The organism is Metasolibacillus sp. FSL H7-0170, assembly GCF_038593115.1.
Lineage (GTDB): Bacteria > Bacillota > Bacilli > Bacillales_A > Planococcaceae > Metasolibacillus > Metasolibacillus fluoroglycofenilyticus.
The window spans coordinates 1391389-1407143 of record NZ_CP151964.1 but is presented as its reverse complement, the minus strand read 5'-3'; the positions used below and the strand labels follow the sequence as shown (position 1 = coordinate 1407143).

14 protein-coding genes are annotated in these 15755 nt (G+C 41.9%); 12 read left to right on the top strand and 2 right to left on the bottom strand.

Going from position 1 to position 15755, the window contains the following annotated elements; translation table 11 throughout:
• Positions 1–146: 146 nt before the first annotated feature.
• Positions 147–335 (bottom strand): 50S ribosomal protein L28, encoded by a 189-nt coding sequence (gene rpmB / locus MHH70_RS06710; RefSeq protein WP_004227417.1) that lies wholly within the window; start codon positions 333–335, stop codon positions 147–149.
• Between the two features lie 327 nt (positions 336–662).
• Between rpmB and MHH70_RS06705 the strand changes: the two genes are divergently transcribed.
• From MHH70_RS06705 to sdaAA, 4 genes are all read left to right on the top strand, one after another.
• Positions 663–1025, top strand: coding sequence for an Asp23/Gls24 family envelope stress response protein (locus tag MHH70_RS06705; RefSeq protein WP_066169912.1), 363 nt, complete (start codon positions 663–665; stop codon positions 1023–1025).
• Between the two features lie 18 nt (positions 1026–1043).
• Complete coding sequence (locus MHH70_RS06700) at positions 1044–2687, top strand: DAK2 domain-containing protein (protein ID WP_342472876.1); 1644 nt, start codon at positions 1044–1046, stop codon at positions 2685–2687.
• Between the two features lie 280 nt (positions 2688–2967).
• Positions 2968–3630, top strand: coding sequence for an L-serine ammonia-lyase, iron-sulfur-dependent subunit beta (gene sdaAB / locus MHH70_RS06695; protein WP_066169918.1), 663 nt, complete (start codon positions 2968–2970; stop codon positions 3628–3630).
• A 12-nt stretch (positions 3631–3642) separates the two neighbouring features.
• A complete protein-coding gene (gene sdaAA / locus MHH70_RS06690; protein ID WP_066169921.1) occupies positions 3643–4539 on the top strand; it encodes an L-serine ammonia-lyase, iron-sulfur-dependent, subunit alpha in 897 nt (298 codons plus the stop codon).
• Positions 4540–4732: 193 nt separating this feature from the next.
• Here the strand turns inward: sdaAA and MHH70_RS06685 are convergent, their stop codons facing one another.
• Positions 4733–5107, bottom strand: a complete 375-nt coding sequence (locus MHH70_RS06685) for a hypothetical protein (protein WP_066169924.1) — start codon at positions 5105–5107, stop codon at positions 4733–4735.
• Positions 5108–5486: 379 nt separating this feature from the next.
• On the opposite strand from MHH70_RS06685, the gene recG reads away from it, so the two are divergent.
• The 8 genes from recG (at position 5487) to smc (ending at position 15753) form a co-directional block, all read left to right on the top strand.
• Entirely contained in the window at positions 5487–7529 is a 2043-nt protein-coding gene (gene recG / locus MHH70_RS06680) for an ATP-dependent DNA helicase RecG (protein WP_342472874.1), read from the top strand.
• Between the two features lie 93 nt (positions 7530–7622).
• Positions 7623–8201 carry a transcription factor FapR gene (gene fapR, locus MHH70_RS06675; RefSeq protein WP_066169932.1) on the top strand — a complete coding sequence of 193 codons (579 nt, stop codon included), beginning with the start codon at positions 7623–7625 and terminating at the stop codon, positions 8199–8201.
• Positions 8198–9202 (top strand): phosphate acyltransferase PlsX, encoded by a 1005-nt coding sequence (plsX, locus tag MHH70_RS06670; protein ID WP_107942273.1) that lies wholly within the window; start codon positions 8198–8200, stop codon positions 9200–9202. The genes fapR and plsX overlap by 4 nt, the downstream gene beginning before the upstream one ends.
• Entirely contained in the window at positions 9202–10146 is a 945-nt protein-coding gene (gene fabD, locus MHH70_RS06665) for an ACP S-malonyltransferase (protein ID WP_342472873.1), read from the top strand. The genes plsX and fabD overlap by 1 nt, the downstream gene beginning before the upstream one ends.
• Positions 10146–10889 carry a 3-oxoacyl-[acyl-carrier-protein] reductase gene (fabG, locus tag MHH70_RS06660; RefSeq protein WP_342472872.1) on the top strand — a complete coding sequence of 248 codons (744 nt, stop codon included), beginning with the start codon at positions 10146–10148 and terminating at the stop codon, positions 10887–10889. Before fabD ends, fabG begins: the two co-directional genes overlap by 1 nt.
• A gap of 136 nt (positions 10890–11025) precedes the next feature.
• Positions 11026–11262 (top strand): acyl carrier protein, encoded by a 237-nt coding sequence (gene acpP / locus MHH70_RS06655; RefSeq protein WP_042471856.1) that lies wholly within the window; start codon positions 11026–11028, stop codon positions 11260–11262.
• Between the two features lie 155 nt (positions 11263–11417).
• Entirely contained in the window at positions 11418–12179 is a 762-nt protein-coding gene (gene rnc / locus MHH70_RS06650) for a ribonuclease III (RefSeq protein WP_066169944.1), read from the top strand.
• Between the two features lies 1 nt (position 12180).
• Positions 12181–15753, top strand: coding sequence for a chromosome segregation protein SMC (gene smc / locus MHH70_RS06645; RefSeq protein WP_342472869.1), 3573 nt, complete (start codon positions 12181–12183; stop codon positions 15751–15753).
• Positions 15754–15755 lie beyond the last annotated feature (2 nt).

Genomic DNA, 15755 nt, shown 5'->3' with positions numbered 1-15755 from the left:
TATAAAGTTATTTAAGAGAGAGAAGAAAAATTAAAGGGCTATAGGGAAAGCAGGTGCAAGTCTGTCTTTCCCTATAGCCCTTTTGCATTTTTGTATGTATAACAAAAAACATCGACCACTTTTGTAGTCGATGTTTTTTATCGCGATTACACGCGCTCAATTTTACCTGATTTTAATGCACGAGCAGAAACCCATACGCGCTTTGGCTTACCGTCAACTAAGATACGAACCTTTTGAAGGTTAGCACCCCAAGTACGTTTGTTAGCGTTCATTGCGTGTGAACGGTTGTTGCCTGTACGAGCTTTACGGCCAGTAATAACACATTGTTTTGGCATGTAAATTCCCTCCCTACAGTTGAATCTGAAAGCAATTTATTTCAGTTCGATATTTCACATACCATATTAATTTAACATAGACTCTATGCGAGTGCAACAATTTTTCAACAACCTTTCAAGAAAAAAACCTTTACACCTGAAAATTTGTTTGTAGATAAGTTTACATTTGTATTCATAGCTGATAAAATGTCGATTTTCTAACTATTAGACTTACTTTTTGAAGCACTTTATATAAAGCACACTAGACGAATCACTGCGTTTTCTTTTATAATTATTGTTTATGTAGTACAATAAAGAGTAGTCTAAAAGTGCTTAGGGGGCGTATTTATGTCAATAGAAATCCACAATGAATTCGGACAAATCGATATTGCGAACGATGTGATTGCACAAATCGCAGGTGGAGCAGCGGTAGAATGCTATGGAATCGTTGGGATGGCAAGCAAGCATCAAATTCGAGATGGATTAACAGATATTTTACGTAAAGAGAACTTTACAAAAGGTGTGATAGTTCGTCAAGAAGGCGAAGATTTACATATTGATATGTATATTATCGTAAGCTACGGTACAAAAATTTCTGAAATTGCTTACCAAGTTCAGTCAACAGTCAAATATACAGTAAATAAAACATTGGGTATGAGCGTGAAGTCGGTTAATATTTTCGTGCAAGGCGTTCGCGTGATGAATGTGTAAGAGGAGGAAATCAATCTAATGAAGTCTTTAGGCGGAATAAAATTCGCAGAAATGGTACAAATGGGTGCGCATCATTTATACCAAAATGCGGCTTATGTAGATTCGTTAAATGTATTCCCAGTGCCAGATGGCGATACAGGAACGAACATGAATTTATCTATGTCATCAGGTGCGAAGGAAACAGAAGCACAAGCGCAGGCGCATATCGGAAAAACAGCGCAAGGGTTAGCAAAAGGTTTATTAATGGGAGCACGCGGTAACTCAGGTGTTATTTTATCGCAATTATTCCGCGGCTTTAGCAAAGCAATTGAAAATGAGCAGGAAATTGATGCAATCAATTTTGCTGATGCTTTCCAAGCGGGTGTAGATACAGCGTATAAGGCCGTAATGAAGCCTGTTGAGGGGACGATTTTAACGGTAGCTCGTGAAGCGGCAGCAAAAGCTGTTGAAGTAGCGCAGGATGAAGATGATATCATTATTGTAATGGAAGCGCTTGTAGCAGAAGCGAAGGCTTCTCTTGCACGTACGCCGGAGCTGCTTCCTGTATTGAAGGAAGTAGGTGTTGTGGATAGCGGTGGACAAGGCTTGCTATTCGTTTACGAAGGTTTCCTTGCATCTCTCAAAGGCGAGCCACTACCACAAAAAAATGAATCTTCTTTAGATGACTTAATTAATGCGGAGCATCATCGTGTGCAGGACTTTATGAATACAGAAGATATCGAATTCGGCTATTGTACGGAAATTATGGTGCGCTTTGAAGCGGATAAAGAGCCATTTAATGAGGAGCAATTCCGTCAAGAGCTAAATCCAATGGGAGACTCCTTGCTTGTCATTTCTGATGACGAAATTGCGAAGGTGCATATTCACTCAGAAACCCCGGGTGCGGTTCTCGCGGCAGGTCAAAAATATGGTAGCTTAATTAAAATTAAAGTTGATAATATGCGGGAGCAACATTCTGCAATTGTAGGTGAAGCGTCGGTTGCGACAGCGCCAAAAGCCCAGCAGCATCCTTACGCTGTTGTAACGATTGCAATGGGGGAAGGTGTAGCTAACTTACTGCGTTCAATCGGCGCATCCTATGTTATTGAAGGCGGGCAAACAATGAATCCTTCGACAGAGGATATCGTTAAAGCAGTGAAGGAAATCGGTGCAGAGCGTGTTGTCATTTTACCGAACAATAAAAATATCATTATGGCAGCGGAGCAAGCCGTAGAGCTGTTAGATATTGAAGCGGCGGTCGTACCAACAAAAACAATTCCTCAGGGGATGGCGGCTATTTTAGCGTTCAATCCAGAAAGCACTGTCGAGGAAAATCAAGCGAATATGACAGAGAGCTTTGCACATGTTAAAACAGGTCAAGTCACATTTGCGGTGCGCGACACATCAATTGACGGTGTAGAAATTCGCAAGGACGACTTTATGGCATTGGCAGAAGGCAAAATTGTTTTATCGACACCGACACTAATGGAAGCGGCACAAACTGTTGTCATATCACTTGTTGACGAAGATGCAGAAATCATCACAATTATTTACGGTGAAGACGCAACAGCAGATAATGCTTCACAATTAGCAGCATTTATCGAGGAAAGTTACCCCGATGCAGAAGTGGAAATTGTTGAAGGTAAGCAAGCGCTATATCCATTTATTTTGTCAGTAGAATAGAACAGAACATCGAAAAACCGATTTCTTCTTTAAATATTAAGAAGAAATCGGTTTTTTATTATAGTTGAAAAGTCCTGATTCGCTCATAAAACGTGTGAAATCGCTCATAAGAGATGCAAATTCGCTCATAAACCAGAAAAATTCGCTCATAAGCTTAAAATAACATATTGATTTCCGACGTTTTTAAAAATAGTGTCATGAAAATAAGTATATTTTGTGTCTATGTCATAATTCTGTTACACTACATAGTAAACAACACATTTTTTTAGGAGGAACGGTTATGAAATTTACTTCCGTTTTTGATATTATCGGTCCTGTCATGATTGGCCCTTCATCCTCACATACAGCAGGCGCGGCGAGAATTGGACGTGTAGCAAGGGATTTATTCGGCCGCCAGCCAAAATGGGCGAAAATTCATTTGTATGGCTCATTTGCAGAGACGTATCGTGGGCACGGAACAGATGTGGCGATTGTTGGTGGTTTATTAGATTATGATACGTATGATGAGCGTATTAAAACGGCATTTGAGGATGCGAAAAAAGCGGGTTTAACCTTTGAATTTATTCCAGAGGAGGCGCATAAAGAGCATCCGAACACAACGCGCATTGTTATGGGGGATGATGACAACGAAATGAGTGTGGAAGGCATTTCGATTGGCGGAGGGAAAATTGAAATTAGTGAAGTAAACGGTTTCAAACTTCGTCTAACAGGTGGTATGCCTGCAATTTTAGTTGTGCATGATGATCGTGCGGGCTGCATTGCCAATGTTGCTAATTGCTTAGCAATGCACGATGTTAACATCGGACATATGGAAGTATCACGTATTGAACGTGGTTTAACTGCGTTAATGGTAATTGAAGTTGACCAAAATATCGAAGACCGTGTGCTAGAGCAAATTTCATATATTCCGCATATTACAAAGGTATCAAGAATTAATAACTAAGGAGTGAGCAAAATGGACGTATTATTTCAAAATGTACGCGAATTAGTAGAACGTGCAGAGCAAGAAGGAAAGCTCATCTCTGAAATTATGATTGAGCAGGAAATGCTTATGACAGGGCGTTCGCGTGACGATATTATGGCACAAATGGACCGCAATTTGACGGTAATGGAGGAGGCTGTAGAGCGCGGCTTACAGGGGGTGCATTCTGTTACAGGCTTAACAGGAGGCGACGCGGTACTATTGCAAAAATATATTGCCTCTGGTAAATCGTTAGCTGGGGATTTATTACTAGATGCGGTAAGTAAAGCGGTTGCAACAAACGAGGTAAATGCTGCAATGGGTACAATTTGCGCAACTCCGACAGCGGGTTCAGCAGGTGTTGTGCCGGGTACATTATTTGCCATTCAACATAAATTAAATCCGACTCGTGAGCAAATGATTCGTTATTTATTCACATCAGGAGCATTTGGTTTTGTTGTAGCGAATAATGCTTCAATTTCAGGAGCGGCTGGTGGCTGTCAGGCAGAGGTTGGTTCAGCGGCTGGTATGGCAGCAGCAGCTATTGTAGAAATGGCAGGAGGTACAGCGCAGCAATGTGCAGAAGGCTTCGCAATTACCTTGAAAAATATGCTAGGGCTTGTTTGCGACCCAGTTGCGGGCTTAGTTGAAGTGCCATGTGTGAAACGTAATGCGATGGGGGCATCGAATGCAATTGTTGCGGCAGATATGGCATTAGCTGGTGTTACAAGCCGCATCCCTTGTGATGAGGTAATTGGTGCTATGTATCGTATCGGTGAATCGATGAATCCAGACTTAAAAGAAACGGCTCGTGGTGGACTAGCTGCGACGCCTACAGGCAAAGCACTAGCAGCCAAAATTTTTGGCGGTGCAGTTGTGCAAGGACAATAAAAATTTAAAAAGCTTTCGGAGAGACTAGTTTTCCCGAAAGCTTTTTTAGTGCAAAAAACAGCTAGTTGTTGCCAAAAAATCTTGCACAGCCGCGAGCATGTTTTAGTGAGATGTATACGCATGCGATTAAAGTGAACTTCTTTGAAAATGTGTTGTCAAAATAAAATGAACTTTTTCAGTAATTTCCGAAATCTTATAGAGTGCTAGAAATAGGATTGTGTAAAATATGTAATGTTTCATTTAAAATATGCAAATCGGTTAAACAATCAATAGCTGTTCCTGAAAGTGTATGCTCAAGCGTACAAATCATATTTTGTTCTGCAAAAGTATAGCCACCTGTACCTGTTTTTAAGTATGTTGTGACAGGTAAAATTGCAGACAGCTCATTTGCAAAGGAGCAAATTTTTTGCATATTATCATTATTGTATCGTTCACCTTTTAGCATATGGTGAGTGCCGTCAGTTGAAGTAATGGCAGCAAGTTTTTTATCGCTATTACGAATCGTTTGGCATGTAGCGACATCTATATGCCAAACGGTCGTTGCGATGTGTTGGGAAGTGTCGTTCATTGGAATCTCCTTTTGTTTGTATGTAGTATAATAATTATATAGAACGATGAAAATATTTAACAATAAACGTGTTGATTATATGAAAATTATCTATTAATAGACGTGTTTTATATGGAGGAATGCTTCTTATTGGGCAAATACTCGTTAATTGAAGTGGAGGGCGGCGTAAAGGAACTCGGTCTAAGAGCACCTCATCCTGTGGTCACTCAAGCTGAAATCCATTTATTTCGGCATTCGCCGATATAAATTAGTTGAAGCAGTATCAGAGGAAAGCGTCCACACGTCAAGGAAAACAGCGAATTGCTAGGTATTCTCTGTGGAATAAAGGTTAATCAACACGTCTTATTTAACAACTCACTAAGTGAAGGAGGGATGCGATTTGACAAGCTTTAACGACCCTGTATCAACACTGAAAGGCATTGGCAAGGAAACAGCGGAACATTTGCAGTCACTGCATATTGAAACGGTCGGCGATTTAATTTGGACCTTCCCGTATCGACACGAGGATTTTCGGCTGAAGGATTTGGCAGAAACGCCGCATAATGAGCGCGTAACGATTGAGGCAACGGTCGAATCGATGCCCTCTGTCATGTTTCTAGGGAAAAATAAGCAGCGCTTAACTGTTGCAGTACGCGCAGGACGACATTTAGTAAAGGCGGTATTTTTTAATCAAGGTTATTTGCGTCAAAGATTGCTACCGGGAACTATTGTCACTGTAACAGGCAAATGGGATCGAGGGCGCCAAGTTATTGTCGGCTCCACTGTAACATTTGGACCGAAAACGGAGCAGATTGATTTTGAGCCTGTGTATAGCTTACGTGGCTTAATCCAGCAAAAGCGCTTTCGTAAATATATGCGACAGGCGCTTGATTTAGCGACAGATATTGAAGATAGTTTACCTCAAAATTTGCGTTCACAATACCAGCTACTTGACGTTCATGAAGCTTTGGAGGGCGTGCATTTTCCAAAGGATGCAGCGCATGCGAAGCAAGCTCGGCGCCGCTTTGTTTATGAGGAGCTATTGGAGTTTCAGTTAGGTATTCAAGCATTACGTAAAAGTCGAAAAGAGGCGGAGCGAGGGCTTGAAATTAATTACGACATTGAAAAGCTTCGCGCTTTTATTCAAACATTGCCGTATGAGCTTACTTCTGCACAAAAGCGTGTAGTAAATGAGATATGCAAAGACTTAAAGTTAGCGCAGCGCATGAATCGCCTCTTGCAAGGAGATGTAGGCTCTGGAAAAACAGTTGTAGCAGCAATTGGTTTATATGCAGCGGTGACAGCAGGTTATCAAGGAGCATTAATGGCGCCAACAGAAATTTTAGCTGAACAGCATGCACAGTCACTACAAGAGTGGTTTGAACCAGTTGGTGTGCGCGTTGCGATTTTGTCAGGTTCAACAAAAACGAAGGAGCGCCGCATTTTACTAGAGCAATTAGCGGCAGGAGAAATAGATATTTTAATTGGAACGCACGCTTTAATACAGCCTGATGTAACTTTTCATAAATTAGGTTTTGTCATTACGGATGAGCAACATCGCTTCGGTGTGGAGCAACGTCGTATATTGCGTGATAAAGGGGAGCATCCTGATGTGCTATTTATGACGGCGACGCCAATTCCACGTACTTTAGCGATTACAGTGTTTGGTGAGATGGACGTATCGGTTATTGATGAATTGCCAGCAGGGCGTAAGGAGATTGAAACGCATTGGCTTAAGGAGGAGCAGCTCGGCTCAGTGTTAAAAAAAATGCAAACGGAGCTTGAGAATGGACGGCAGGCTTATGTTATTTGTCCGTTAATTGAGGAGTCAGATAAGTTAGACGTTCAAAACGCAGTAGATGCCTATAATCAGCTGACAGCCTATTTTGCAGGGCGTTTTACTGTTGGTTTAATGCATGGACGACTTACCTCTACTGAAAAGGATGAAATCATGCGGGCATTTAGCAATGGTGAGATAGATGTACTTGTTTCGACAACGGTTGTTGAAGTCGGTGTCAATGTGCCAAATGCTAGCTTTATGACAATCTACGATGCAGAGCGCTTCGGTTTAGCTCAGTTACACCAGCTGCGTGGGCGTGTTGGACGTGGAGAGCATCAATCTTATTGTGTGTTAATCGCTGACCCGAAATCGGATGAGGGGCAGGAGCGCATGCGTTCTATGACAGAAACGAATGATGGCTTTAAATTGGCTGAAAAGGATTTAGAATTGAGAGGGCCTGGGGATTTCTTTGGCAAAAAGCAGAGTGGCTTACCTGAGTTTAAAATGGCAGATTTAGCGCATGATTATCGAGCGCTCGATGTAGCGAGACAGGATGCCGAGCGCCTAGTGCATAGCGAGGCATTTTGGACGGAAGGGGAATATAAGCCGCTGCGTAACAGATTGGAAGCGCGCGGTGTGTTATATGGTGAGCGGATTGATTAGCGAGAAAAGAAAAATGGTTGCGTTCTTATTTTTGAAAATGTATACTGGTATTAGTACCAAGTTCTAATACTAATGGGTAGGTGACAAGTGACGATGAAAAGAACGAAAAAGGAACGCCAACAATTATTAGTCGAAACAATTGCAGATAACCCATTCGTCACAGATGATCAGTTAGCTGCTAAGTTTAGTGTTAGTGTACAAACGATTCGTTTAGATCGCATGGAGTTGGCAATTCCAGAGCTGCGAGAGCGCATTAAAGATGTAGCAGCTAAAAACTATGAAAATGAAGTGAAATCTTTACCATTAGACGAAGTCATTGGGGAAATTATAGATATAGAATTAGATAAACGCGCACTTTCCATTTTCGATGTGAAGGAGGAGCACGTTTTTCAGCGCAACGGCATCGCACGAGGACATCATTTGTTTGCACAGGCAAATTCATTAGCAGTAGCTGTTATTAATGATGAATTGGCACTTACTGTTAAATCGAATGTTGCGTTTGTTAAACCTGTAAAAGCGGGTGACCGTGTTGTGACGAAGGCAACCGTACGTGCTGAGGATAAGGTGAAAAATCGTACATATGTCGATGTGCAGTCGACAGTAGAAAATGAAATTGTATTTCTAGGTGAGTTTGAAATGTACCGTACGAAAGGTGTAGGTGAAACAACATGAAATTAGCAATAGATGGTATGGGTGGCGACAATGCTCCACAGTCAATTATTGATGGGGTATTTCTTGCATTAGAGGACTTCCCAACAATTGAAATTCAATTATATGGTCAAAAAGAAAAGATGGCACCCTATTTAAAAGAGCACCCACGTCTTAAAGTAATTCATTGCTCAGAAGTAGTGGAGGGAGATGACGACCCAGCGCGTGCTGTTCGTCGTAAAAAAGATTCCTCTATGGCGAAAATTCTTGATGCTGTTGTAACGAACGAGGCAGATGCTTGTCTATCAGCAGGAAATACAGGTGCATTAATGGCTGGTGGCTTATATAAGGTGGGACGCATAGAGGGAGTTGCTCGTCCCGCTTTAGCGACAACATTGCCAACAGTTGATGGCAATGGTTTTTTAATGCTAGATTTAGGAGCCAATGCAGAGGCCAAGCCTGAGCACTTGCAGCAGTACGCGATTATGGGCGATATTTATGTCAAAAAAGTACGCTCACAAAAAGCACCGCGTGTTGGCTTATTGAATATAGGAACAGAAGATAATAAAGGAAATGATTTAACAAAGGCGGCTTTCACTCTATTAAAAGAAACAGAGTTAAACTTTGAAGGCAATGTGGAGGCGCGTGAGTTATTGAATGGTGTAGCTGATGTTGTCGTAACGGACGGCTTTACTGGTAATATGGTTTTGAAATCATTGGAAGGAACAGCAGGCACAATCTTTTCAATGCTCAAGGAAGCGCTTATGGCGACAACGAAATCAAAATTTGCAGCAATGCTCGTGAAAAATGATTTAAAGTCACTAAAGGATAAAATGGATTATACAGAATATGGTGGTGCCGCGCTTTTTGGTTTACAGGCACCTGTCATAAAGGCACATGGCTCATCAAATGCGAAAGCGATTTATAGCGCAATTCGACAAGCCCATATGATGGTGGAACATGATGTTTGTGCAACAATTAAGGACGCAATTGCAAAACAGCAACAAGTAAAGGAGAACGACTAATGACAAAAATCGCTTTTATTTTTCCTGGACAAGGCTCGCAGCAAGTAGGGATGGGGGCAGAATTTGTTGAAACGACAGCAGCGAGTAAGGCGCTTTATGAGCGTGCGGATGAGGTGCTTGGTTTTTCTTTGACAAATTTAATGTTAAATGGCCCGCAGGAGGAGCTAACATTAACATATCATGCACAGCCTGCATTATTGACAACAGGTGTGATGATTGCTAATAAAATTATGGAAGTTGGCATTCGCCCAGACTATACAGCCGGGCACTCATTAGGAGAATATAGCGCATTTGTTGCTGCGGGAGTAATGACATTTGATGAGGCAGTGGCGACAGTACATAAACGTGGCCTTTATATGGATGAAGCAGTGCCAGCAGGACAAGGTGCAATGGCGGCGATTCTTGGTTTAGAGGCGTCGGCTTTAAAAACGGTATGTGAGGCTGTATCGGTAGCGGGCGATGCCGTACAATTAGCAAATTTAAACTGTCCTGGGCAAATTGTTATTTCGGGTACAAAAGCAGGTGTTGAAAAAGCCTGTGCTGCAGCAAAGGAGGCTGGGGCAAAGCGTGCAATCCCTCTTGTCGTGAGCGGACCATTCCATTCAAGCTTAATGCAGCCAGCAGCGGATAAGCTAGCACGAACAGTTGAGCAGCTTACGATTCAACAGCCAGCAATTCCTGTAGTTAGCAATGTAACATCGGCACTTTTAACGGAGGAGGCAGCAATTCGCCGCGAAATGGTTGAGCAAGTTGTGAGCCCAGTTCTATGGGAGCAAAATGTGCGTACACTATTAGAGCAAGGCGTTACTGTTTTTGTAGAATGCGGACCCGGCAAAGTGTTATCAGGCTTAGTCAAGAAAATTGACCGCGCAGCAGAGGTACATTGTGTATATGATGAACAATCATTACAAGCATTATTAGATGCGGCAAAGGGGTGGGCATAATGACATTACAAAATAAAACGGCTGTTGTGACAGGTGCGTCACGCGGTATCGGTCAAGCAATTGCGCTAGAGTTAGCAAAGCAAGGTGCAAAGGTAGTTGTCAATTATAGTGGTAGTGAAGCGCGTGCACTACAAGTAGTAGAGCAAATTCAAGCAGCTGGCGGCGAGGCGATTGCAGTACAGGCAAATGTAGCGGATGCAGAATCAGTCACTCAATTAATGAATAAAACATTGGAAACATTCGGCTCAATTGATATATTAGTAAATAACGCAGGAATTACGCGTGACAATTTGCTAATGCGTATGAAAGAAGACGAATGGGATGATGTGATGAACACGAATTTAAAAGGCGTCTTTTTATGTACGAAAGCTGTAACACGTCAAATGATGAAACAGCGTAGTGGACGCATTATTAATATTTCATCTATCGTAGGCGTAGCTGGCAACGCAGGACAAGCAAATTATGTTGCAGCAAAAGCAGGTGTTATAGGCTTAACGAAAACGACGGCGAAGGAGTTAGCAAGCCGTAATATTTTAGTGAATGCCATTGCACCGGGCTTTATCACGACGGAAATGACAGATGAGCTGCCAGAAGAATTAAAAGCAGCGATGCTTGCACAAATTCCTTTAGCGAAGCTTGGGCAGCCAGAGGACATTGCAAAGGCTGTTGTATTTTTCGCTTCAGACGCAGCGGGTTATATTACAGGACAAACATTGCATATTGATGGTGGCATGGTAATGTAGTGGAAAATAAGCAATTTTTTATCTGGATTCAGCAATATTTATTGCGACGAGTAACCGCAGAAGCACATTTTTTTATGCTGAGAGCGGAACGGTTGAGTAAGGGGTTGCTGCATATCTTTGAGGGGAGGTGACCGATGTGTCTACAGTTTTAGAGCGTGTAACAAAAGTAGTAGTTGATCGTCTAGGCGTTGAAGAGAGCGAAGTAAAATTAGAAGCTTCTTTCCGCGACGATTTAGGCGCAGATTCATTAGATGTAGTTGAGCTTGTAATGGAATTAGAAGATGAGTTCGACATGGAAATTTCTGATGAAGATGCTGAAAAAATCGCAACAGTTGGTGATGCGATCAGCTATATTGAGAGCAAAGTTAACTAATGAATATAGAGGTGTGTTTGTCGCATAAATAGGCGATAAACACAGCCTCTTTTTCTTTTTGAAGGCTGAATAAAATAATTACGGCTACACCTTTGAAAAAACCGCTATTCCATTGTACACTTAAAGTTAGAAACTACTAGGAAGGCAGAATGTGCATGACGATTAGAAAAAAAGGAAGCCAGCACAAGGCAGGCATATTTTCAGAAAAAGTAAAAAATCAATTTCAGGCTTTACAGCAGCAGTTAAGTATTTCATTTCACAACACAGCATTATTGTACCAAGCATTTACCCATTCATCCTATGTGAATGAACATCGACGCAAGCTATACACAGACAACGAACGCTTAGAATTTTTAGGAGATGCCGTATTAGAGCTTTCCGTATCTAAATATTTATTCGAAAAATACCCTCAAATGAGTGAGGGAGAACTAACAAAGCTTCGTGCCTCAATAGTATGTGAGCCGTCACTGGTTGTTTTCGCGAATGAACTGCAATTTGGTCAGTTTGTTTTATTAGGTAAAGGTGAGGAGCTAACAGGAGGGCGGGAGCGTCCAGCATTATTAGCAGACGTTTTTGAGTCATTCGTTGGCGCTCTTTATTTAGACCAAGGCTTAGACAATGTTGTCGCATTTTTAGAGCGTGTCGTATTTCCTAAAATAGAAGTCGGTGCTTTTTCGCATGTGATGGATTTTAAAAGTCAGCTTCAGGAAATGGTTCAGCAAACAAACAATGGACCACTCCACTATGAAATTGTTGATGAAAAGGGGCCAGCCCATAATCGTACTTTCATTTCTCGCGTGCTATTGAATGATCAGGAGCTTGGGATTGGACGCGGGAAATCGAAAAAAGAGGCGGAACAGCAAGCTGCGCAAAGTGCCATGAATGCATTTAAACAGCTAGAGCAGGAGGATGCATAAAGTGTTTCTGAAGCGACTTGAAGTAATTGGTTTTAAATCTTTTGCTGAGCGTATAGGCGTTGATTTTGTACCAGGTGTAACGGCTGTCGTTGGTCCAAATGGAAGCGGCAAAAGTAATGTGACAGATGCTATTCGCTGGGTGCTAGGTGAGCAATCTGCAAAGTCGCTGCGCGGCGCAAAAATGGAGGATGTCATTTTCTCGGGAAGTGATTCAAGAAAACCATTGAATTTTGCGGAAGTAACATTAGTTTTGGACAATCAAGACGAGCGAATTGCTGTACCGTATACAGAAATAAGTGTAACGAGACGTGTGTATCGTTCAGGTGAGAGTGAATATTTGCTTAATAACCAGCAGTGTCGCCTGAAGGATATTACGGACTTGTTTATGGACTCTGGGCTAGGAAAAGAAGCATTTTCTATTATTTCGCAAGGACGAGTAGACGAAATTTTAAATAGTCGACCAGAGGACCGTCGCCTCATTTTCGAAGAAGCGGCAGGTGTATTAAAGTACAAGCTACGCAAAAAAAAGGCAGAATTTAAACTTGTTGAAACAGATGAAAACTTACACAGAGTATTAGATATTTTACATGAGCTAAATAGTCGCTTAGAGCCGTTGCAAATGCAAGCCTCGGCTGCTAAGGATTATTTGCGCATGACCGCAGAATTAAAGGATGCAGATATCGCGCTGATTGCTCATGATTTAACGGAATGCTACCGTTCATTGCAGGTAGCAGATATTGAATATACAAAATTAGCACAAACCGAGCAGCAGCATGCAGGTGAAATGGCAGAAAAAAATAAGCAATTGCGAGATATACGCACGCAATTAAAGCTAATTGATGAGGCGCTTGACCAGTCGCAGGAGCAATTGATTGAGGCAAGTACGGAAGTAGAACGCTGGGAAGGGCGTAAGGCACTTGTCAATGAAAAGCGCCAAAATGCGGAGAAGCACTTACAGCAATTGCAATTATCTTTGGTACAGACTAATGAGGAAGAGCAACAGCTCATACAGCAGGAATCAGCTAATAAAGAGCAATTCATTTTAAAGCAAAAGCAGGTTCAACAGCTCAAACAAGCCATTAAACAGCTAGAGCAATCATTAACGAAATCTGTAGCAGAAATAGAGGCGGATATTGAGCAGGCAAAAAATCATTATATTGATTTGTTAAATGAAGAGGCAACGACTAAAAACGAATTAAAGCATCTTGAGCAGCAATTAACACAGCATCAAGAAACGGCCTTACGTATGACAGGGCGTTCAGAGGAAGCTGAAAAAGAGCTTCAGCAAGTGCAGACATTGAAGCAGAACGAAATTGAGCAATTAACACAATTAGATGCTAAATATAATGGGCAAATGACACAGCTCGAAGCGCTAGAAATGGAAATCAGCTCAGCGACGAATCAGCTTGATGAGAAGCAAGCATTGCTTTACAAAGCGTACCAGCACCATCAGCAATTAAAGGCACGTAAGGAAACGTTAGCGGAGCTAGAAGCTGATTTCTCGGGCTTCTTCCAGGGAGTTAAAGAAATTTTATTGGCACGTGAGGGTGGGCAGTTAACTGGCATTGTCGGTGCAGTTGCTGAATTACTCCAAATTGAAGGGCAATACACTGCCGCAATTGAAACGGCATTAGGGGCAGCATCTCAGCATATCGTGACAGAAAACGAGCAGCACGCACAGCAAGCGATTAGCTGGCTCAAGCAGCGCAGAGCTGGGCGAGCAACATTTTTACCAAAAACTGTTATGAGGTCACGTAAAATTTATGCAGAGCAATTGCCACAAGTGGCGGAGCACCCAGCATTTATTTCCTTTGCAGATGAATTAGTGCAATATAACATTTCGAACCAAATAATTATCCAAAACTTACTAGGTAACGTTATTGTAGCAAAGCATTTACAAGGTGCTAGTCAAATTGCGCGACTATGCAATTATAAATACCGAGTAGTTACTTTAGAGGGCGACATCGTCAATGCGGGTGGCTCGTTAACAGGTGGAGCAATGAAGCAGCAATCATCTGTATTTTCTCGTAAGTTAGAACTCGATACACTTGTCGAAAAGCTTTCAGAGCTTGAAAAAAATATTGTAACAGCAGAGCAAACGGTTGCTAAATTGAAAGCGCAAGTGACGACATTAGCTGAGCAGGCAGATGCTATTAAGCTAACTCAAAACAGCTTGCAAAGTGCTTTGCAGCAACATAAAACAAAAATTGTAGAGCTCGAAGTACAAGAGAAAAATTTACAACAAACAGTTGCCTTGTCTTCCTCGGAGCACAGTTCAGCAGCAACACGTAAAGAGCAGCTAGCTCAACAACAGCATCAAGCACAGGAGCGCTTGCAGCAAATTACAATAGAACTTGCAAAGATTAATGAGCAGGTAGAGCAGTTGACAGAGGCGAAGGTTTATAGTGATACACAAAAGGACGCTTTGCGGGAGCAATCAGCACAAAAACGTTCAGAGCTAGCAGTAGCTGGCGAACAGCTAACACAATTGCAAGCAACAGCAGCTGACATTGCGTTAAAGCGTTCGAAAATACAGCAACAATGCGAAAATATTTCCCGAGAAATAAAATGGCTACAATCCGAAGAGGGAGCTGGCCCAACAATAGAGGAAATTGAACAGGCAGTCATTGATTGGACTGTGAAGAAGCAAGACTTAACAAATGTTATTCAAACAGAGCGTGAGGCAAGGACTGCTTATCAACAGCAATCGACAATCCTTGAGCAAAGCTTACAAGAACTATCAAGAGTTCATAAAGGCTTTGTTGATGCGTTGCGCACATTGGAATTAAAACGCAACCGTACACAATACGAGTTAGAAACACTAGAACAGCAATTAGAGGAGCAATACGAGTTAAGCTATGAAGAGGCACAAGAGGCTGCGATAGCGATTGATGATATTGAGCAGATGCGTCGAACAGTGCGTTTATTAAAGCTGTCAATCGAGGAGCTCGGACCGGTGAATATAGCGGCTATTGAGGAGTATGAGCGAGTGCAGGAGCGCCATTCATTTTTAACAGAGCAACGCAATGACTTAGTGGAAGCACAAGAAACATTGCAGGAAGCGATTAAGGAAATGGATGAGGAAATGAAGATGCGCTTCGCGAGCACATTTACAGCGATTCGTGCGCAATTTAAAATTGTATTCCGCGAATTATTCGGTGGTGGGCAAGCAGACTTAATATTATTTGATGAAAATAATATACTTGAAACAGGTATTGATATTGTTGCACAGCCACCCGGGAAAAAATTGCAAACTTTAAGCCTTTTATCTGGGGGAGAACGTGCACTCACAGCAATTGCTCTACTATTCGCCATTTTAAAAACGCGCCCTGTGCCGTTTTGTATTTTAGATGAAGTGGAGGCAGCTCTTGATGAATCGAACGTGATGCGCTATAGTCAATATTTAAAAAAATTTAGCGAGCAAACGCAATTTATCGTGATTACCCACCGAAAAGGCACAATGGAAGGTGCAGACGTATTATACGGTATTACGATGCAGGAATCGGGTGTTTCGAAACTTGTATCGGTGAAGCTAGAAGAGGTTGAATTAGTAGAACAAAGGAGCGGGACATAAAG